At 58.8% G+C, this 20,220-nt stretch carries 20 protein-coding genes; 14 read left to right on the top strand and 6 right to left on the bottom strand.

From position 1 onward, the window contains the following. Positions 1-60: 60 nt before the first annotated feature. The gene (locus SIB38_RS10780) at positions 61-2,175 is read right to left on the bottom strand and encodes a S8 family peptidase (RefSeq protein WP_412552001.1); all 2,115 of its coding nucleotides are present in this window, start codon (positions 2,173-2,175) and stop codon (positions 61-63) included. Positions 2,176-2,466: 291 nt separating this feature from the next. Between SIB38_RS10780 and SIB38_RS10775 the strand changes: the two genes are divergently transcribed. From SIB38_RS10775 to SIB38_RS10765, 3 genes are all read left to right on the top strand, one after another. After that, positions 2,467-2,940, top strand: coding sequence for a thioesterase family protein (locus SIB38_RS10775; protein WP_294113809.1), 474 nt, complete (start codon positions 2,467-2,469; stop codon positions 2,938-2,940). A 96-nt stretch (positions 2,941-3,036) separates the two neighbouring features. Then, the gene (locus SIB38_RS10770) at positions 3,037-3,630 is read left to right on the top strand and encodes a class I SAM-dependent methyltransferase (RefSeq protein ID WP_294113811.1); all 594 of its coding nucleotides are present in this window, start codon (positions 3,037-3,039) and stop codon (positions 3,628-3,630) included. A 36-nt stretch (positions 3,631-3,666) separates the two neighbouring features. Continuing rightward, the gene (locus tag SIB38_RS10765) at positions 3,667-4,188 is read left to right on the top strand and encodes a DUF4177 domain-containing protein (protein ID WP_294113813.1); all 522 of its coding nucleotides are present in this window, start codon (positions 3,667-3,669) and stop codon (positions 4,186-4,188) included. 6 nt (positions 4,189-4,194) lie between these two features. Here SIB38_RS10765 and SIB38_RS10760 read toward each other — a convergent pair whose 3' ends face one another. Continuing rightward, positions 4,195-4,455, bottom strand: a complete 261-nt coding sequence (locus SIB38_RS10760; protein ID WP_294113815.1) for a BolA family protein — start codon at positions 4,453-4,455, stop codon at positions 4,195-4,197. A 75-nt stretch (positions 4,456-4,530) separates the two neighbouring features. On the opposite strand from SIB38_RS10760, the gene SIB38_RS10755 reads away from it, so the two are divergent. Together SIB38_RS10755 and SIB38_RS10750 are read left to right on the top strand one after the other, a co-directional pair. After that, complete coding sequence (locus tag SIB38_RS10755) at positions 4,531-5,154, top strand: DnaJ domain-containing protein (RefSeq protein WP_294113817.1); 624 nt, start codon at positions 4,531-4,533, stop codon at positions 5,152-5,154. Positions 5,155-5,297: 143 nt separating this feature from the next. Next, complete coding sequence (locus tag SIB38_RS10750; protein ID WP_412552000.1) at positions 5,298-6,839, top strand: adenylate/guanylate cyclase domain-containing protein; 1,542 nt, start codon at positions 5,298-5,300, stop codon at positions 6,837-6,839. On the opposite strand, the gene SIB38_RS10745 is transcribed toward SIB38_RS10750, so the two are convergent. Together SIB38_RS10745 and SIB38_RS10740 are read right to left on the bottom strand one after the other, a co-directional pair. Beyond that, the gene (locus SIB38_RS10745; protein ID WP_294113819.1) at positions 6,836-7,231 is read right to left on the bottom strand and encodes a hypothetical protein; all 396 of its coding nucleotides are present in this window, start codon (positions 7,229-7,231) and stop codon (positions 6,836-6,838) included. The genes SIB38_RS10750 and SIB38_RS10745 overlap by 4 nt on opposite strands. Beyond that, entirely contained in the window at positions 7,228-7,482 is a 255-nt protein-coding gene (locus SIB38_RS10740; RefSeq protein WP_294113821.1) for a hypothetical protein, read from the bottom strand. The genes SIB38_RS10745 and SIB38_RS10740 overlap by 4 nt, the downstream gene beginning before the upstream one ends. A gap of 112 nt (positions 7,483-7,594) precedes the next feature. Here SIB38_RS10740 and SIB38_RS10735 point away from each other — a divergent pair, with 112 nt between their 5' ends. Beyond that, entirely contained in the window at positions 7,595-8,611 is a 1,017-nt protein-coding gene (locus SIB38_RS10735) for an AraC family transcriptional regulator (RefSeq protein ID WP_412551999.1), read from the top strand. A 287-nt stretch (positions 8,612-8,898) separates the two neighbouring features. After that, the gene (locus tag SIB38_RS10730) at positions 8,899-9,606 is read left to right on the top strand and encodes a response regulator transcription factor (protein WP_294113825.1); all 708 of its coding nucleotides are present in this window, start codon (positions 8,899-8,901) and stop codon (positions 9,604-9,606) included. A gap of 99 nt (positions 9,607-9,705) precedes the next feature. Here SIB38_RS10730 and msrB read toward each other — a convergent pair whose 3' ends face one another. Next, positions 9,706-10,176, bottom strand: coding sequence for a peptide-methionine (R)-S-oxide reductase MsrB (gene msrB / locus SIB38_RS10725; protein WP_294113827.1), 471 nt, complete (start codon positions 10,174-10,176; stop codon positions 9,706-9,708). A gap of 196 nt (positions 10,177-10,372) precedes the next feature. Here msrB and cobS point away from each other — a divergent pair, with 196 nt between their 5' ends. The 7 genes from cobS (at position 10,373) to SIB38_RS10690 (ending at position 18,455) form a co-directional block, all read left to right on the top strand. Beyond that, positions 10,373-11,359 carry a cobaltochelatase subunit CobS gene (gene cobS / locus SIB38_RS10720; protein WP_294113829.1) on the top strand — a complete coding sequence of 329 codons (987 nt, stop codon included), beginning with the start codon at positions 10,373-10,375 and terminating at the stop codon, positions 11,357-11,359. Positions 11,360-11,518: 159 nt separating this feature from the next. Next, positions 11,519-13,393: a cobaltochelatase subunit CobT gene (gene cobT / locus SIB38_RS10715; RefSeq protein ID WP_412551998.1), complete on the top strand. Its 1,875-nt coding sequence runs from the start codon at positions 11,519-11,521 to the stop codon at positions 13,391-13,393. Positions 13,394-13,545: 152 nt separating this feature from the next. Next, positions 13,546-15,357, top strand: coding sequence for an aminopeptidase P family protein (locus SIB38_RS10710; protein WP_294113832.1), 1,812 nt, complete (start codon positions 13,546-13,548; stop codon positions 15,355-15,357). A gap of 54 nt (positions 15,358-15,411) precedes the next feature. Continuing rightward, positions 15,412-15,753 carry a DUF427 domain-containing protein gene (locus SIB38_RS10705; protein WP_294113834.1) on the top strand — a complete coding sequence of 114 codons (342 nt, stop codon included), beginning with the start codon at positions 15,412-15,414 and terminating at the stop codon, positions 15,751-15,753. A gap of 53 nt (positions 15,754-15,806) precedes the next feature. Continuing rightward, positions 15,807-16,499 (top strand): ABC transporter ATP-binding protein, encoded by a 693-nt coding sequence (locus tag SIB38_RS10700; RefSeq protein ID WP_294113836.1) that lies wholly within the window; start codon positions 15,807-15,809, stop codon positions 16,497-16,499. Then, a complete protein-coding gene (locus SIB38_RS10695) occupies positions 16,496-17,764 on the top strand; it encodes an ABC transporter permease (RefSeq protein WP_294113838.1) in 1,269 nt (422 codons plus the stop codon). The genes SIB38_RS10700 and SIB38_RS10695 overlap by 4 nt, the downstream gene beginning before the upstream one ends. A 43-nt stretch (positions 17,765-17,807) precedes the next feature. Next, complete coding sequence (locus SIB38_RS10690; RefSeq protein ID WP_294113839.1) at positions 17,808-18,455, top strand: DUF3299 domain-containing protein; 648 nt, start codon at positions 17,808-17,810, stop codon at positions 18,453-18,455. Positions 18,456-18,458: 3 nt separating this feature from the next. Here the strand turns inward: SIB38_RS10690 and SIB38_RS10685 are convergent, their stop codons facing one another. Then, a complete protein-coding gene (locus SIB38_RS10685) occupies positions 18,459-20,147 on the bottom strand; it encodes a chloride channel protein (RefSeq protein WP_294113841.1) in 1,689 nt (562 codons plus the stop codon). Positions 20,148-20,220: the final 73 nt, after the last annotated feature.

The raw sequence follows: 20,220 nt of genomic DNA, 5'->3' as shown, positions 1-20,220 counted from the left end.
GCTGTAACGCGTCGGTGTCAAAACCGGCGCGTTACACGTTTTTGACGTTAACGATTTGGCTTAGAACCGTGTCCGCAGACCAAACATCACAGCCGTTTCACGGGCGCCAGGGATATGGCCGCGGTTGACAGCATGTGCCAGAGACAGCCCCAGATTGGTGCGCCGTGTGAGCGGACGCTCGTAGCTTAGCGTCAGACGCATTTCCCGATCCGAAGGCGTAAGGTCAATCGGAACATTCTGGTGCGCCACTGTGCCGGCAGCGTTCACCACTGGCAGAGCCACCGAGGTTGTGCCAGAGGCCACGGCTGCGGGCATGGAGAACGAAAGGCTGAGTTGGTCGTTTTGGGCAAAGGCGTGCTGGTGCGCATAGGTCACGGCGCCGCCGTTCAACCAGACATCTGCAGACTGCCCCAATCCGGACGCCTCTTGGCCAAAGGCATAGCCCAAAGCAAACTTCAGCTGTGCATTGTCGGATACGTCGGTGGACAAAGCCATGTCCAGCGACATCAAAGACGTATCGGTGCCGCCATTCCAATCCGACAACAAATCCATCGTATCTTCACCAAGACCACCGCCAATTTGCAGACTTGCGCCACCAAGATCAAAGCTGCGACGAAGGCCAAATCCAAAGCGATCCGACCCCCCACTGCGGGAGCGATAGATCGACAAATCATACTCGCTGTCTAAAAGCTGCATGGGCAAACCTGCTCGCGCGCCAAAGAAAGACGCAGAACCAAACTCCGGCGCACGATACTGATCAAAGTTTATTGCATCATGGGCGCCAAACATCGGCGCTGCTTGGCGATGGGCCACCATCTGAGACGCGTCGATCATAAAGGACGCTGACAGCGTGTCCTTGCCCACCACGTTCACATTACGCAAAGAGCGGGCCACCGCATCGCCGCTGGCGGCACCGGCTACTGCAAGCGGCTCGTTGGTGTTGACCACGGTGCCGTTGCTGGTGGTCACAGTGGTGCGGCCGATCGGCAAAAGCGCCGCCGCCACATCCAGGAACCCATGGCCCCACTCTTCGCTATAGGCGTGCTCAAAGCCTGGCACCAGCTCTACGGTGCCATCCTCACGAAAGCCGCTAAACTCGTTGTCCGCCGAGGCCAGCAAACGGATGCGCAGGTCTTGATGTGACATGTCCGGGAAAGCTTCCGCCAAAAGCGCCAAAGCACCGGATACGGTTGGCGCCGCGTAGGACGTGCCGGTTCCGAAAGCGTAGCTGCTGTTTGAGCTGGCGGTGGCACCGGTCCAACTGCCGTTTGCGGAAATGCACCAGGCCGCCGCTTCACCGCATCCCGCAGACACCCGTTCCGCAGACACCACGTCATCACCGTTTAAAGTGGGCACGCCGTTCACAACCGCCAGCCAGCTGTTTTCCAGAGACGGTTCCAAAACCGGCAACCCGGCCATCAGCCCAACATTTGAGGCGTCATAGTCGTTGGACACGGAGAACACGACAATGCCATCATCGGCGTAGGTGCGCAGCGCATCAAGGTAATCACGGCCGGATGAAGACCCAAAAATGAAATTGTAGTCGGACCGCGTGGCGGTCATGCCCGAGTAGCCCCAAGAGTTGTTTAGCGCCACGGCCCCTGCCCGCGCCGCTGCATTGGCGGTTTCCGCCAGCTGGGCGTAGGTGTCAAAACTGCCAAAAATGGCATCCGCATTTGGGGCCACGCCAATCATGTCATCAGACATGCCTGTTGCGATGGAGGCCACAAAGGTGCCGTGGTCATCGCGCGCCATGCCGGACCCGGTGGTGACGTTTTTGCCGGAGAAAGCCTCATGTCCCGGGCGAAACCCGCTATCGGAGAAGGCAATAATCTGCCCTTCGCCCGTCAAACCAGCAGCATGTGCGTAGTGAATGCCGGAATGTTCAATCGGGTTACCTTCCAGACGCGTGTCTGTACTGCTGTCAAAACGGCGGTTGTTGTTGCGGTCCACAAACTGGCTACCAGACGCATTTTGCACTTGATACCGCACATTCCCGCTCAAGAGACGATTGGCCTGTGCCCGGACCTCGTCGAGACTGTCCAGAAAGGACGCCAACAGCACCTGACTATCGGTTTGCGGCAGTGAACTATCTGCTGAGCTTCCGCCGGTATCTTTCACCGCAGGTGTGTCTTCCCCACCGCAGCCGGCCACCACGCCGGAAATCAAAATCATTGCCGTCGAAAGACGTTTTTTGCGCCAGTCCATTGTTCCACTCACCGTTGCCCACACTCATGGAAACGGTAGGTTGTGAACCTTAATCATTGCCTGAATCGCCCCCAAGAAAGCGCGTCGACTTTTGTGAAATAGCCTGCTGATTTTGCTTAAAAATTAGGTATATTTGCCTGCGCCCTTTGTGCGGCACAGCGCTTAGGTAACGAGTGCCCCAACGTCAGCAGAACCCTCAAAGGTTGATCCTTTTTACGGCCGCCGCCATACAGAAAACGCAGCAGCAGGAGGATTGCCATGACCGCCCCATTTGTATCCAAACCAATGGCCGTGGAAGAGCAGTGGTTGGATTTCAACGGCCATCTAAACATGGCCTACTACAACGTGCTGTTTGATCGTGGAGTCGACCAAGTGGGCGCGGTCTTGGGCTTTGGGCCTGAGTATCGCGCACGGACAGGCAACACGACCTTTTCGGCCGAGTTCCACCTCTGCTACCTGCGCGAGCTGCATTTGGGAGACGAAGTCACTGCCAGCTTCCAACTGCTGGATTACGACGCCAAGAGCTTTCACTTTTATCAGGAGCTGATCCACGCGGATGGATGGGTTTCGGCAACCGGTGAAGGCGTGGGGCTACACATTGACCAAAGCGGTCCGCGCGTCGCCCCCATGCCGGAAGAAATCCTTGGTCAGTTTTCCAAGATGTCAAAGTTACACAGCACCCTGCCCCGGCCGGACCGGGTTGGCCGCGTGATGGGCATCCGACACAAGTGACTCCCGATGCAGCGGTGTCACGATTGGCGGCCTAGCGCGTCTTTGGTCCTCAAACCGCTGGACCTCACCGCCGCCACGTGAAACGGTACCCGCCACATGGTAGACGTGATCGACATAATGCAAGAGCGCAAGGAACTGCCGCAGTTTCTGGAGCGCGACAACCTGGTGGGCATCGAGCTTGGTGTGGCTGGTGGCTGGTATTCCAAAAGACTGATGGAAGGCGGGCTGTTTAAGGAGCTCTATGGCGTCGATATCTACGGCGACCACCACGACACCAAAGAATACATCAAAGCCCTCAAAAACATCGGCATGGGGCAGAATTACTGGCTGTTGCGCATGACCTTTGAGAATGCGCTGGACGCCTTTCCGGATGAGTATTTCGATTTTGTCTATATCGACGGCTACGCCCACACCGGCGAAGAGCGTGGCAAGACGATGTTTGACTGGCTCAAGAAGGTGAAGGTTGGCGGCATGATTGCCGGGCATGACTATCACGAGAAATGGCCGCTTGTGCAGATTTGCGTGGACGCGTTGGGCGAGGAGCTTGGCCAGCCGGTGATGCGTACACAAATGTCCAAAAAACGTGATCCACAGGACAAGTTTCCCAGCTGGGCCATGTTCAAAGAAAGCGCAGAGGTCCCGGAGTACCCCGACCGCCTGCGCAAACTGCCACGAAAGTTGCGCGGCTGAGCGCCGCCAGAGATTACATACCGGAATTTTTTTGAAATGACCTATGAGTACAAAGTTATCCCGGCCCCGACGCGTGGGCAAAAAGCCAAGGGCATCAAGGCACCAGAAGGTCGCTTTGCCAATGCGCTGGAGATAGAGATGAACCGCTTGGGCGCAGAAGGCTGGGAGTATTTGCGTGCAGACACGCTGCCGCATGAAGAGCGCAGCGGGCTGACTGGCTCCAGCACCAGCTACCGCTCGGTTCTGGTTTTTCGTCGTGCAAAGGTTGATGATGTGGCTGCATTTCAGCCGGAAACGCTTGCGGCGCCGAAGGTAGCGGAGCTGCCCGCGCCGAAAGAGGAAGAAGAGGCCGTGGCCCCTGGCACAGCCGAGCAGGCAGATATTTCGCGCGTTACATCTTCTGAACCTGTTGCCGAGTCAAAGCCTGACAGCCTGGTGCTTAAGGAAGAAGACAAGACCGGAACCTCAGCAGAGAAAGACCCCGACGAGGGTGAGTCTGTAGACGACGTGAACGTGGCGCTGAAAAAACGCGTGGAGACGCTGGAACAATCCAAGTAAAGCGCTTTAGGCGGCGTCAATGTCCAGCGCCAGCGCGTGAATGCGCCCCACCAAATCCTGGCCCAGCGCCGCATGCACCGCGCGGTGCCGCGCCAAACGGTTCTGGCCCGCAAAGGCCGCCGCACGGATGCGCACGTTGAAATGGCTTTCCCCGCCAGCGGGCGCACCGGCATGACCCGCATGGCTGGCGCTGTCGTCCACAACCTGCAGGTCAACGGGTGAAAAGGCAGCGGACAATTTGTCGTGAATTTCCTGCGCGACGCTCATAATTTTTATCTCCAGCCTCTTCAATCTGACGCCGGTTAGGGTAAACTCTCCGCTCCGAGTCGAATAGGTGCGCGTATGACAAAATCTGATCCCTTCGGTTTCGATATGTCGATTAAATCGGCCAAGAAGAAAAACCCGCGAGGACGCCGCGGCATGTCCGGAGCGTCGGAGACCTCCACTCGCGTGTGTGAACACGAGGGCTGCAACGAGCCAGGTGCCTACCGCGCCCCACGTGCGCCGGATGTGCTGGATGAATTCAAGTGGTTCTGCAAAGAGCACATCCGCGAATATAACCTGAAATGGAACTTCTTTGACGGCAAGACCGAAGCCGAGCTGAACGCGCAGAATTCCAAGGACAAGGTCTGGGAGCGGGAAACGCGCAAGTTCACCGATCCGGAGGCCCGCGCATGGGCCCGTCTGGGCATTGAGGATCCTCATCAGGTGCTTGGCGGCAACGCCACCCAGAACCCTGGCAAAAACGGAGGTGCAGCCAAGCGTCTGCCGCCCACGGAACGCCGCGCGATCGAGATTTTGGAAGCCAAAGACAGCTGGACCAAAGCTGAGGTGCGCAAGGCGTACAAAAAGCTCATCAAGGTTCTGCACCCGGATATGAACGGCGGCGACCGCAGCCAGGAAGACCAGCTGCAAGAGGTCATGTGGGCTTGGGATCAAATCAAAGAGAGCCGCAACTTCAAGTAAGTTGAATTGGCTTGAGATGTGAGGCGTGACCGAAGGGTCGCGCCTTTTTCTTTGCGACGGAAAAATCCGCAAAAGCCGTTTGAGCTAGCACACCCCTTGGGTATCACTGAAATGTGAAGGCAGGCGCAATACGGGAGCAGATCATGCGGCAATTGATTGAGTATCTGACAGCCCACCCCAAACGGCTCTACACTGTGGTGGCGGGCGCATTGTTGCTGCTGCCGGTGGCGCTTTGGCTTGACCTCAACAGTCTCTCTCACCACAACCTGCATCGACAAGCCACCAGCCTGAACAAGCTGATGGATGATGTGCGCTCCTTCTATGCGGAAAATGTTGTGGCGCGCGTGCAAGCTGCCGAGGGTGCGCCCGAAGCGCGGCATGACTATCACGACATCCCCGGGGCTTTCCCGATCCCAGCCACCGCAGCAATCGAACTGTCCGGGCGGTTTTCCGAGATCCTACCGGGCGTGAACTATCACTTTGTCTCGCAATACCCGTTTCAGGGGCGCGCGCCGCATGAGATGTCACCTTTTGAGATCAATGCGATGGCGCGGTTTTCCGATCCGGAGGAAACACGGGATCACATCATTGCCGAGTCTGGCGGTTTGCTGGATCACCGCATGACCTTGGCCGCGCCAGTATACATGCAGGAAACCTGTGTAGCGTGTCACAACACCCATCCCGACAGCGTCAAAACCGACTGGAAAGTTGGCGACGTGCGTGGGCTGCAAATTGTCGAGGTCCGCCAGCCGCTCACGCTGGATCTCGCGTCCTTCAAGTTCCTGCTAAGCTATCTCTTGATCGCCGGCACCTTTGGCATCGCCTTTGCCAAACACCAGTTGCGATTGGCAGAGAAGTTTGCAGCGGCCAATGATGAACTGACAGAGAACAACTCCTTCCTTGCCGATGTATCGCTAAAGATCTCCAAATATCTGGAGCCGCAGGTATACCGCTCAATTTTTGAAGGAGAGCGGGATGTGTCCATCAGCACCGAACGCAAGAAGCTCACCGTGTTCTTCAGCGACATCAAAGACTTCACCGCCACAACGGAACGGATGCAACCGGAGGAACTCACCAAGCTGCTGAACGAGTACTTCACGGAGATGGGCGCCATCGCCCAAAAACACGGGGCCACCATCGACAAGTTCATTGGCGATGCGATTGTGGCCTTTATCGGCGATCCAACCACACACGGCGTAACCGAAGATGCCCGTGCCTGTGTGCGCATGGCGTTAGAGATGCAGACCCGATTGGACGAGTTGGAAGTGCAATGGCGTGCGCGCGGTATCGAGCATCCGTTCCGCGCGCGCATGGGCATCAACACCGGCTATTGCAACGTTGGCAACTTTGGCAGCGACACCCGCATGGACTACACCATCATCGGGGCGGAAGCGAACCTCGCCGCCCGGCTGGAGGGCATCGCGGAGCCCGGTGGCATTGTAATGAGCTATGAGACCTACGCCCATGCGAAAGATCTGGTGAACGCCGAAGCCCTGGCGCCGCAACATTTCAAAGGCATTTCCCGCGAAATCATCCCCTACCGTGTATTGCGCCACGGGGCCAACCGGCGGCCCGCCACCGCCCGCGAGGAAGGTGAAAGCCTTGTGGTCGACATGCAAGGCATGGACGCAGATACCCGCGCCAAGATCGCCGCCGCTGTGCGGGACGCACTGGACAAGGCTTAAGCCGCGCGGCCCACGCGATCCGGCAACAGAGCCACCTTGCGTGCCAAGTCCGAGGACAGGCAAGCCGCGCTATAACACTCTTTCAGGAACGTCCCTTCCAGGAGGTCTGCGTTCTGCGCCAGAAACGCCTCAGCGTCCTCTGCAGTTGTGGCATACATAGCTTCCGCTATGGCCGACATATAGGCTTGCGTGATGGTGGCATGAAACTTCTCCGGCACGCCTGCCGCGACGGTCAACCGCTTGAGCCCATCGGCAATGCGCTTTGAAGCCGTGAAAAAGTCGTCCGCGCGCAACGCTTCAAAGGCCACGGCAATATGGGCGCGGTGATCAAAATCCTGCGGCGCCAATGTGCCCGCATCCAACGCCCCTAAGACGGCTCGGTAATCTGTCATGTGTCTGCCCCTTCTTCTGTCAGCTTGTGAGCGTCCTCTGCTGTCAAGGTCAGGTCATAAACCTCCTTGAGCATCGCGGCCTTCGCCAGTGTCGCCTCTGAAAACGGTGTCTTGCCCTCCAAGGCGTGCAACATCACACCCTCAACCAACTCAGCCGCTGACATGTCCAGTTGTTCTGCCAAGGCTTTCATCACCTTGAGCAACTGCTTCTCCAGCCGCAGACCGGTTTGGACGCGTTCCACTTTCTTCATCGCGAACCCCTCACCTTGGTACCAAGGTAGCTTTTCTAGCGAAAACTAACCTCCGTCGTCAAGCCGCAGCCACAGCCTTGATTTTGAGCGACAAATACGGTGATGTGAGCACATGATGCAGAGCACCCCAAAGCATGCGACCGCGATGGGTCGTCATTTTTCCGAATATCTTATGAGCCTTGGGTTTTCCGAGGCTGAGATTTTTCGAGGCACCGGCCTGACCCGCGCGGACCTCAAAGAAGGCGATCATCTGATTTCCCTGGAAGGGCAGATGAAGATTCTCGATAATGGGGAAAAGCTGACTGGCGATGACCTAGTCGCCGTCCGATGGGGGCAAACCCGGCGCTTTGCCAACCTTGGGCTGATTGGCTATCTCGGGCGCACATCCAAAGACATACGCTGTGTTGTCACCAACCTCGCCCGCTATGGCCAGGTCTTCTCCAACGCAATGGAAGTTGATGTGTCAACGCTTGATCAAGACGGCACGTTTCGCTGGCGCTTTGACATCCCAGCGAAAATTGAAGTGGGGCACTTTGTGGAGGCGCAGGTCAGCCAGTTTTTAAACGGCACCAACAAGCTGTTGCCGCGCACCGTGTTGCCCAAACAAATCACTTTCACACACCGTCGCAAACACAATGCCGCAGAGCTGGAAAAGCTGCTGGGATGTCCAGTCACCTTTGGCGCGCAGTGGAACAGCATGCAATATCGTTTGGCCGATCTGGACGTGCCATTGAGCACCTCTGATGAAGGTCTGCACAAAATCCTGCAAGCCCACGCCGATCTGGTGCTGGCGCAGCGGCCCAAAAACCGGGCCGACATTGAGTTGGTGGTGGAGAAAGCCATCGCGGACCGTATGGCCACGGGTCAGACCTCCGTCTCGCATGTGGCCCGAGATCTGGGCATGAGCGCGCGCACCCTGGCGCGGCGCTTGGGGGACGCCAACACCACCTATCAGACTGTGCTGTCCAACTTCCGCCGCGCCATGGCGGATCGCTATCTCAAAAACAGTGCGATGAGCCAGAGCGAGATTGCCTTTCTGCTGGGCTATTCCGACGTGAGTTCCTTTGCCTCGGCCTTCAAACGCTGGACCGGGCAGTCCCCAGGCGAGCGGCGACAATCGCTGGCCTGAGCGGAATTTGGCAAGACGGCCACGATTGGCACGGTTTGACAAAACAGTGGCAACTTTGCCCAAAGCAACCTCCTGATCCTCCCCCATCTGTGTGATGAACGAAGAGACAAGACACTCTCTTCAGATTTTCACATCAGATCTCAGAAGGGAGGCGCCATGTTTTTCAGTGCTTTAATGCTTAGTGCCCTGTTCCCGTTGCTTTGGTTACACCAGCGCGGGCGCCCGGAACCTGTGGCGATCAAACAGGATGTTTTCACCCGCAATCGCACGCAGATCGGAGGGCGGCCATGTCCAGAGTCCTTCTGATTGATCCGGACCGTCATCTGCTGGCGGCCATGCAGGATGTCTTGTTGCATGACGGGCACGAAAGCCTCTGTCATGTGTCACCGGACACCGCCATGGCAGAGCTGTCGCGTCAGTCCGTTGATTTGGTGGTGACGGAATTGCGCCAGCGGTCGATGGATGCGCTCACCATCATCGAGCGGATCACCAACACCTACAGCGTGCCTGTGGTTGTGCTCAGCACCACTGCCAGTGCCACCGAAGAGTCGATGATGCTGCGCCTTGGGGCGGATGACTATCTCGCCAAACCGTTTTCCATGCGGGTGTTTGGCGCGCGGATCGCGGCGGCCTTACGCAGCGCGGCGCCCAGCCATCGCGATGCCGATGATGTGACGGTGATCCAGCGCGGGGCGTTGCGTTTGGACCGGCTGCGCCATGAGGCCCGTTGGGATGGCAAAGAGGTCGCCCTCACCGCCACCGAATTCAACGTGCTCTGGATTATCGCGCAACGCCCCGGCCAGGTGCTCAGCCGGGCCAATATTCTGGACCTTGCCTATGGCGGCGACGTCTTTGTCACCGACCGCAGCATCGACAGCCAGATCAAACGCATCCGGCGCAAGCTGCGCGATGTGGCGCCCAACTTCACCGCGATCGAAACCCTGTACGGGCTTGGCTATCGCTTCACCGATTCCCCGGAGGACATGGCTGCGTGAGTGGCCTGTTCCAACCCATGATCGTCCTTCGGGGATGAGAGACCGGGCAGCTTTGCCACCGTAACCTTATGCCCCACCTCGGCGGTGAGGCACCCGGTCTCATTTGGGCTTAAACACCAGCGAGACGCCATTCAGGCAATGGCGTTTCCCCGTGGGTCGCGGACCATCGTCAAAGATATGTCCAAGATGCGACCCACACCGGCGACAGTGGCATTCGGTGCGGACCCGGAGGAGCTTGCGGTCCGGTTTGGTTCCAATCGCTTTGGGGAGCGACTTGTAGAAACTCGGCCATCCGGTGCCACTGTCGTACTTATGCCGCGAACTGTAGAGTTTCAGATCGCAACCGCGACAGTGATATGTCCCCTTCTCGTAGTTCTTATCCAATGGCGACGAGCCCGCCCGCTCTGTGCCCTCCTGCCGCATCACTTTGTACTGCGCGGGTGTGAGCATGGCGCGCCATTCGGCGTCCGTACGGCTGACCTCGAACTCTTTTGCCAGAGTGGCACGCGGCAAGGCCATGGCAGCCAGCGCTGCCGCGCCTGCGGCCGAAATGAAATGACGTCGTTGCATTCACCATCCTCCTTTGGTCGTAAAATTGCGCACCAATCGGCGATTAAGCAATTAACAGCTCAGCACAGGACTGTGAGTTTCGTGACAACGCCACGTATTTTGCAGAGTTTCGCTTGTGATCCCGTGGGATTTGATGCACCAAAGGCCGGTAGATTTGGGCCGCCGTATTTGGGTGGCCGGGAGAAGGACATACGACATGGCCGACGGCATGATGGAAAGCAACGCGAAGCCCACCGAAGACATTGATCTGCGCGATGTGTTTGGCATCGACAGCGACATGAAAATCAAGGGTTTTGAAGAGCGCACAGACCGCGTGCCAGAGATCGACCCAACGTACAAGTTTGACCCGGAAACCACGCTGGCGATCTTGGCGGGTTTTGGCCACAACCGTCGTGTGATGATTCAAGGCTACCACGGCACCGGTAAATCGACCCACATCGAGCAGGTTGCCGCCCGCCTGAACTGGCCCTGTGTGCGCGTCAACCTCGACAGCCACATCAGCCGGATCGACCTGATTGGTAAAGACGCCATCAAACTGCGCGACGGCAAGCAGGTTACAGAGTTCCACGAAGGCATCCTGCCCTGGGCGCTGCGCAACCCAACCGCGATTGTGTTTGATGAATATGATGCCGGTCGTGCGGATGTGATGTTTGTGATCCAGCGTGTTCTGGAGCATGACGGCAAGCTGACCCTGCTGGACCAGAACGAAGTCATCACGCCAAACCCCTATTTCCGCCTGTTTGCCACAGCAAACACCGTGGGTCTGGGCGACACCACTGGCCTCTACCACGGCACGCAACAGATCAACCAAGCTCAGATGGACCGTTGGTCTCTGGTGTCCACGCTGAACTACCTCAGCCACGATGCCGAAGCCGCCATCATCCTGTCCAAGGCGCCGCACTACAACACCGCCGAAGGCCGCAAGATTGTGAGCCAGATGGTGACCGTTGCGGACCTGACTCGGACCGCGTTTATGAACGGCGACCTGTCCACCGTGATGAGCCCACGGACCGTGATCAACTGGGCTGCAAACTCGGAAATCTTCCGCAATGTCGGCTATGCCTTCCGCCTGAGCTTCCTGAACAAATGTGACGAACTGGAACGCCAGACCGTTGCCGAGTTCTATCAGCGCTGCTTTGACGAAGAGCTGCCAGAAAGCGCGGCCAGCGTGAGCCTGGGCTAAAGAACAGCCTTGTCCGGCGGCAACGCCGGACAGTGCCCGACCGCCCCCATGGGCGGGCACTTCGTTTTCCGCCCGCGGTCGGGCACTGCCCTCTCAATAAGGAAGGCTGGACAAAGACCACACTGAGCGGGAAACTCATTCTATGGACTGGGTGCGATCATGAAAAAACCAAGCGACAACCCCGCTGATCCGTTCAAAAAGGCCCTGGCTGAGGCCACCAAAGTCATGGCCGACGATCCGGAATTGTCGGTGTCCTACACGGTTGATCCCTCCGGCATGTCCGGCGACAGCATCCGCCTGCCCCAGGTCAGCCGTCGCATGACCCGCGACGAGGTGCTTCTGGCGCGCGGCACCGCCGATGCGCTGGCGCTGCAACGCAAGTATCACGATGACGCCACCCATATGCGCTATGCGCCCGGCCAAGGCATTGCCCGCGATCTTTATGAGGCGATGGAAACCGCGCGGTGTGAAGCGATGGGCGCGCGGGACATGCCCGGCACTGCCACAAACATTGACGTAAAAATCAGCCAGGAAGCCGCTGGCCGTGGGTATGGCGACATGACCTCCACCGAGCAGGCGCCTTTGCCTGTGGCGGCGGGCTATCTGATCCGTCATCTGGCCACCGGCCGCGATCTGCCTCCGGCGGCGGCCAATGTGATGAACCTGTGGCGCGGCTACATCGAGCAGAGCGCAGGCGAGCACTTGGACGACCTGCAAGAGCTGCTGTCCGACCAACAGGCCTTTGCCAAGTTTGCCCGCCAGATCATCGAGGACCTCGGCTACGGCGATCAGCTAGGTGACGATCCAGACGACATCGACGATCAGGAAGACGAGGCCGAAGAACAGGCGGAAGAGCAGGAAGACCCCGATAGCCAGGGTCAGGATGACAGCGACCAAGAAGACACTGAGGCCAGCCCTGAGCAATCTCAGGAAGAGCAACAGGACATGTCCGAGGCGCAGGTCACCATGGATGACATGGCTGAGGACGAGATGTCCGATGAGGCAGAGCTGCCGGACGGTGAAGCACCGCTGGATCCACCTCCCCCACCACCAATTTCTGAGGCAGACCCGGACTATGTGGTGTTTGACACCACTCATGACGAAGAAATTGCCGCCGAAGAACTTGCCGAGCCGGTCGAGTTGGAACGCCTGCGCGCCTATCTGGACCAACAGCTCGAGCCCCTCAAAGGCGCAGTGAGTCGTCTGGCCAACCGCCTGCAGCGCCGCCTTCAGGCGCAGCAAAACCGCAGCTGGGAGTTTGATCTCGAAGAAGGCACGCTCGACGCCGGGCGTCTGGCGCGCGTTGTGGCCAACCCCACCACGCCGCTCAGCTTCAAGATGGAACATGACACCGAGTTCCGCGACACGGTGGTGACATTGCTGCTCGATAACTCTGGCTCGATGCGTGGCCGTCCAATTTCCATTGCCGCGATTTGTGCAGACGTTCTGGCACGTACGCTGGAGCGCTGCAACGTGAAGGTGGAAATCCTCGGTTTCACCACCCGCGCGTGGAAAGGCGGTTTGGCCCGTGAAAAGTGGCTCAACGACGGTCGCCCACAGCAACCGGGCCGCCTGAATGACCTGCGCCACATCATCTACAAACAGGCGGACGCCCCTTGGCGCCGTGTGCGGCCGAACCTTGGCCTGATGATGAAAGAGGGCTTGCTGAAAGAAAACATCGACGGCGAGGCGCTGGAATGGGCCCACCGCCGCATGCTGATGCGCCCGGAACAGCGCAAGATCCTGATGGTGATCTCCGACGGGGCGCCCGTTGATGACAGCACGCTCTCGGTGAACCCCGCCAATTATTTGGAAAAACACCTGCGCGACGTGATCTCCATGGTGGAAAAACGCAAACTGGTGGAGCTTTTGGCCATTGGGATCGGCCATGACGTGACCCGCTACTATGACCGCGCGGTGACCATCACCGATGTGGAGCAGCTTGCAGGTGCCATGACCGAGCAACTGGCCGCCCTGTTTGACAACGATCCACGCGCCCGTGCGCGTGTCATGGGCATGCGGAAAGTCGGCTAAGTCCCTCTTCTTCTTGCCCGAAATATCCCGGGGGTGAGCGTCCGCGAGGGGGCTGGCCCCCTCTTCTTTTCTACCGCTGCGGCAATCCGCTTGCCATTGGGGGCGCAGTGCGTATCACTGAACGCCAATTCATTTGCGCCAAGGAGCTGTGCATGTTTCAGGATTTTGCCGTCACCGCCCGCCCGGAACAGGGCCCTGCCCGCCTCAAAGCGCTGCGGGCGCAAATGGACACAGGCGGCCTGGACGGGTTTTTGGTGCCGCGCGCCGATGCGCATCAGGGCGAATACGTGGCACCGCGTGATGACCGGCTCGCTTGGCTCACCGGGTTCACCGGTTCCGCTGGGTTTTGCGTTGTGCTCAAAGACATCGCCGGCGTGTTTGTCGATGGGCGCTATCGCACGCAGGTGAAAGAACAAGTGGCGGATTGCTACACGCCGGTGGATTGGCCAGAGGTCCTGCCGGGGCCGTGGATCGTGGAAAACCTGGGCACTGGCCATGTCGGCTTTGATCCCTGGCTCTACACCATTGGCCAATTGGAGACGCTGCATAAGGCCACCGAAGACCACATGATCACCTTTGTGCCGGTGAACAATCCAATCGACGCCATTTGGGACGACCAACCTGACGCCCCCATGGCTCCGGTGAAATCCCACCCCACCAACGTGGCCGGAGAATCCCACTGCGACAAACGCGCGCGGCTTGCGGCGGACTTGAATGCTCATGGAGAGACGGCGGCGGTGATCACCCTGCCTGACAGCATTGCCTGGCTCCTCAACATCCGCGGCGCGGACATTCCCCGCAACCCGCTGGCACATGGGTTTGCCGTGCTGAATTCCGACGCCACCGTGGACCTGTTTATGGCAGCGGAAAAACTCACAGACGTGCGCGACCATCTCGGCGATGCAGTGCGTGTGCACGCGCCTGACGCTTTTGTCCCATTTCTCACACAGCTCTCCGGCACCGTGCGGCTCGACAAAGGCAGCGCGCCAATTGCCGTGCAAGCTGCCGTATCCCAAAGCGACGCGGAGATTTCTTACGGCCAAGACCCCTGCGTCATGCCCAAGGCCCGCAAAAACGCGTCTGAAATTGCCGGCATGGCCGAAGCCCATCTGCGGGACGGCGTAGCTGTAGTAAACTTCCTCAGTTGGTTTGACGCGCAGGACAAAACCACCCTCACCGAAATCGACGTGGTGACAAAACTGGAAGAGTACCGCCGCGCCACCAATGCGCTGCTGGAAATCAGTTTTGACACCATCGCGGGTGCTGGCCCGAACGGGGCGATCATGCATTACCGCGTGACCGAAGAAACCAACCGGCCTTTACAAAGCGGCGATCTGATGGTGCTCGACAGTGGCGGGCAATATGCCGATGGCACCACCGACATCACCCGCACCTTGCCCATTGGTGAGGTGAGCGAAGACGCCAAAGTGGCCTTCACCCGCGTGCTACAGGGCATGATTGCCGTATCGCGCATGCGCTTCCCCAAAGGGGTAGCAGGCAGCCATATTGAGGCCATTGGACGCTTGCCACTTTGGATGGCAGGTCAGGACTTTGACCATGGGTTAGGTCACGGTGTCGGCGCGTATCTCTGTGTGCACGAAGGGCCACAGCGCCTGAGCCGCGTGAGCGACACCCCGCTAGAGGTCGGCATGATCCTGTCCAATGAGCCGGGCTATTACCGCCCTGGAGCGTTCGGAATCCGGATCGAGAACCTGATTGTGGTCGAAGAGGCCCCCGCGCTGCCCGGGGGTGACGATCACCGCGAGATGCTGCAGTTCCGCAACCTGACCTTTGCGCCGATTGATCGCGGCATGGTGGTTGTCGACCTGCTGAGCGAAGCGGAACTGGATTGGCTGAACGCCTATCACGCGACGTGCCGTCAAGTGCTGTCGCCACGACTCGCACCGGAGCAACAAATGTGGTTGGATGCAGCCTGCGCCGCGCTGTCACATTCCACGCCGTGACATCGTACTGTTACAACACAACTTTATTTGGGCGCGAAACAGGAGGGATACCACATGACAAACATCACAATCCGCAAAGCTGAAGGCAATTGGGTTGTCCGTGCCGGTGGCGCCATCCTGGGCGAAAGCAGCAACGCGCTGGAACTGAGCGAAGGTGACCTGAAGCCGGTGATCTATTTCCCACGCACCGACATTGCCATGGCGTTTTTGGACCCAAGCGACAAGACCACCTATTGCCCGCACAAAGGCGATGCCAACCACTTCTCGATTGTGACCAAAAGCCAAACCATCTCTGACGCGGCCTGGAGCTATGAGGCGCCGGTTGAGGCCGTGGAACGCATCAAGGATCACCTGGCGTTTTATACCAGCGATCTGGTGGCGGTAGAGCGCGTCTAAAACTCGGAAAATGCGCGCTGGACACCAGCGCGCTTTCCCCCAACAGTGCGCCTATGTCGCAAATTTCTGTTTCCGATTTTTCCTTTGTTTGGCCCGGCAGCAACGCCGCAGTGCTGCAAAATGCCTCCCTTGATGTGGCGGCTGGCGAACGGGTGATGCTTCGCGGCCCCAGCGGGTCCGGCAAGTCCACGCTTTTGGCGGCCATTTCCGGCGTGATCGATATTCCGGTTGGCGCAGTATCTGTGGTTGTTCAGGACATCGGTGCACTACCCGCCAGCAAACGCGACCGGTTTCGAGCAGACCACATGGGCCTGATTTTTCAGGTGTTCAATCTCGTGCCCTGGCTCAGTGCCGTGGACAACATCCTTTTGCCCTGCCGCTTCTCCAAGCGCCGCCGAGAGCGTGTGACTAATCCTTTGGACAAGGAAGCGCAGCGTTTGATGGCGGCTTTGGGGCTTGATCCAGATACGCTTGGCGCGTCCCAAGCCAGCGCGCTCAGCGTTGGGCAGCAACAGCGGGTCGCGGCGGCGCGTGCCTTGATTGGCGCGCCGGAAGTGATCCTTGCGGATGAACCGACCTCCGCGCTGGATCCGGAGACCAAAGAAACCTTCATGCAGATGCTCAGCCAGCAAGCTCAGGAAAGTGGCGCGGCCCTGTTGATGGTCAGCCATGACAGCGGACTGGATCATCACTTTGATCGGGTGATCCACATCACGGATCTGACTCAAGCGGGAGCAGCCGCATGACGCTGGTGTTACGCAGCCTGTGGAACCGCCGCTTTGTCGCCGCGCTCACCGTTTTGGCCATCGCGTTGAGTGTTGCTCTGATCCTCAGCGTCGAGCGGCTGCGTGACTCTGCCCGCACGTCCTTTGCCAATTCTGCCTCCGGCATCGATCTGATCGTCGCGCCACGCGGCAATGACGTTCAGATCCTGTTGGCCACGGTTTTTGGCGTCGGGTCCACTGGCGCCGGCCTGTCCGGCAAGGTGCTTGCGCTGCTGGAAGAGATGCCCGGTGTGGCTTGGGCGGTGCCGTTGATGCAGGGGGACAACCACCAAGGCTTTCCGGTCATCGGCACCTCTGCGGCCTACTTTAAACATTTCAAACACAGCCGCGGACAGGCGCTGAGCTTTGCCACTGGTGGGTCTTTTGAAGATACACATGGCGCGGTGATCGGCGCCGAAGTGGCGGACCATTTGGGGTATGATGTTGGGACAGAGATCATCAACGCCCACGGCGCGGGCGCTGTTGCGCTGGAGGTGCATGACGAAGCGCCGTTTCAAATCACCGGCGTGCTCGCTCGCACCAACACCGCTGTGGATCGCATGGTGTTTATCTCGCTTGAAGGGTTTGACGCGCTGCACGCCGAAAGCGCCCCGCGTTCAGCTGATCCCTTTGCCGCCATCGCTGAGGCGGATCACGACAGCCACGACGAAGAACATGAGCATGGATTTGTGCCTGACCAGATCAATGCGGTCTACATCGGCCTCAGCAACCGCACCGCCGTGCTTGGCGTTCAACGGGCCGTTGCCACCTACAAAGCCGAACCCTTGGCCGCGGTGATGCCCAATGTGGCGTTGCTGCAGCTCTGGTCGATCACTGGCACCGCCGAAAACGCTCTGCGCCTGATGTCTGTGGCGGTGATGGCCGCCAGCATGATTGGCATGGTGGTGATGTTGTCCGCAGCACTGGAAGCCCGCCGCCGCGAATTTGCCATTCTACGTTCCGTTGGCGCAGCGCCACGGGACGTGGTCCTGATGATCATCCTCGAAGCCCTGCTGGTCACTGGTTCTGGCATTCTGCTGGGTCTGGCAGTCTTCTGGAGCGCCAGCCTGCTAGCAGAGCCGCTGCTGTCCGCCCGATTTGGCGTCACGCTCGGCGGCCACATCCTAACAAGCCGCGAAATCATCTTGCTGCTCACAGTCTTGTGTTTTGGTGGATTGGCCAGCTTGCTGCCAGCATGGCGTGTGTATCGCATGACCCTGGCGGACGGCTTGACCACCCGGCTTTAAGCCGTTCAACTGTCACAACGCCCCCTCTAACGGAGACCTATTCATGAAAGCGATCTTGCTCTCTGCCGCCCTCACCCTGACGGCCTCCGTAGGTTTCGCGGATCAGGCCAAGGAAATTGGCTGGGAAGAGCTCGCCGCGCCCACATCCGTGTTTGAAAACCCGTTCGAAAACCTAACGGATCAACAGATGCAAACCTTGGCGCGCATCTTGCGGCTGGACTACTTGGTCGAGACAGAGAAAGACGCCGAGGCAAAAGTTGAAGTCGCCGGTCTCCGAAAAGACCTCTCCAAAGAAGGCATTGATGCGGATTTTCTGCTCGCGGAACGGATCCGGATAATGACCAAACTCGAAAACGAGTCTCGTATGCCCAACACGTCTGTAGTGGGACAGACCGTTCGCATGCCGGGCTATCTACTGCCGCTGGAGCTGGACGGCAATCTCGCGGTGGAGTTTCTTCTGGTGCCCACCGTCGGCGCGTGCATTCACACGCCGCCACCGCCAGCCAATCAGATCGTCTACGTGCGCTATCCAGCGGGATACCCCACCGAGAGCTTGTTCACCCCCGTCTGGATTAGCGGCGAGCTCCGCAGCGAGTTTGACAGCCATTCGCTTTACATGGTCGATGGCGAAGCAGACGTGGATGTGACCTATAAAATGGACGCGGACAGCGTGATTGCCTACGGCTCCTAAGTCTTAGGAATGCTCTTCAGCCGCCGTGGCGGCAAGTGCTTTGTTGTAGGCCCTTAGCGCGTCCACCTGGAACACCGCGCCAAGCAGCTCCGGCGGGGCATCTTCCCCGCCCAGCGTGACCACCGGCAGAAAGTTCACACCGGTGTTTTCAAAGATTGGCATAGCGCTCTCCAGTGTGGCGGTACCATCGACATAGAGCCCTTCAGACACCATCTCCCAACAGCGCTCCTCCGGGGCTGCATTCTGCGCATCTTTGGCGCGCATCACCTTGCCCACTCCACACATCGCCAGCAAATACGCCTGTGGCCCGGCTGCGATGTGCACATTGCGTCGTTCCAGCTGGGTCAGGAAGAACGAGCCATCCACCAGTCGTGAACTTAGCGCGGTGGAGATCGACACCGCAACCATCACCGCCAAACCAGTTTGCCAATCTCCAGTCATTTCAAACACAATCAGCGTGGTTGAGATCGGCGCGCCCAACACAGCAGCCGCAACGGCGCCGAGCCCCGCAAGCGCGTAAAGCGTGGTGGTGCCGGACACATCCGGGAAAATCGCGGTGGCGACCATACCAAATGCCAAGCCAGTCAGCGCGCCGACCATCAGCGACGGAGAAAACACCCCGCCACCCATGCGTCCTGCCATTGTGATCGACACCGCAATCACCTTCAGCACCGCAAACACCACCGCCTCATGCAACAACAGATTTCCGGTCAGCGCCGCAGAAGTAGTCTCATAGCCCACCCCAATGATGTGCGGGAACCAGATTGCCAGAATGCCCAGCAAAGCGCCAGAAATCGCCGGACGCAGCCAGCGCGGAATGCGTAGGTCTTCCTGCAAATGGCTGGCCATGTCGTCGGCCCAGAAAATCGTCCACATCAGTGCCACGGCCACCAGACCGCAGAGTCCACCGAGGATCAAGAAAGCTGGTAGCTCTTGATAGAATTGCAGCGCGGTTCCTGTGTTCAAAGTGAACTCGGTCACATCGCCAAACTCAAGACGGTTGATCACCGTACCTGCCACAGACGCAATTACAATTGGCGCGAAGGCATGCACCGCAAAGTGGCGCAATACCACTTCCAGCGCAAAAAGCGCGCCTGCGATCGGCGCATTGAAACTGGCAGACACAGCGGCCGCCACCGCACAGCCCAACAGGTCCCGACCCGTGATTCCATCAGCATTGATCCGCACACTGACCCAGGTGGCAATCATGCCAGCGATATGCACTACCGGCCCTTCACGGCCGGTTGAGCCGCCAGAAGACAGGGTGATCAGGCTGGCAAAGGCCGAAGCGATGCCGGCTTTGCGTTCCACCCGCCCTTCGTGCAGCGCGGCGCCCTCGATCACATCCGCCACTGAGCGCACGCGCCCGTCCGGGGTGAACTTGTTGAGGATGATGCCCACAACCAGTCCACCGATGGTCGGGATGATCACCAGCCAGTACCAGGGCAACGTATTGGCAAACGTGTGCAGCCGGGTGAGATCTTCGGCTCCATACAACGTGGATTGTAGCCAGTGGATGCCTTTGCGGAACAACAGCGCGGCAAAGCCCGCCGCAATCCCGATGCAGAGGGCGATGATCCAAAACTGAAACTGGCTGGGGCCTTTGTTGACCAATACCTTCCAGCCGCCGCGACAGGTGTCTGCCGCCTCTTGGGCGCTTTCCGCGAGAAAGGAGCCTACCGACTTCGCCATAGTGCTGCAAAATCTCCAGGTGGGAGGGTCGTAAAGGGTTACGTCTGATCTAGTCAGAAATCTCTTGTAACGC

Origin of the sequence: Shimia sp. MIT910701 (assembly GCF_047126315.1) — a bacterium.
Taxonomy (GTDB): domain Bacteria; phylum Pseudomonadota; class Alphaproteobacteria; order Rhodobacterales; family Rhodobacteraceae; genus Shimia.
This window is presented reverse-complemented; position numbering and strand designations above follow the sequence as displayed.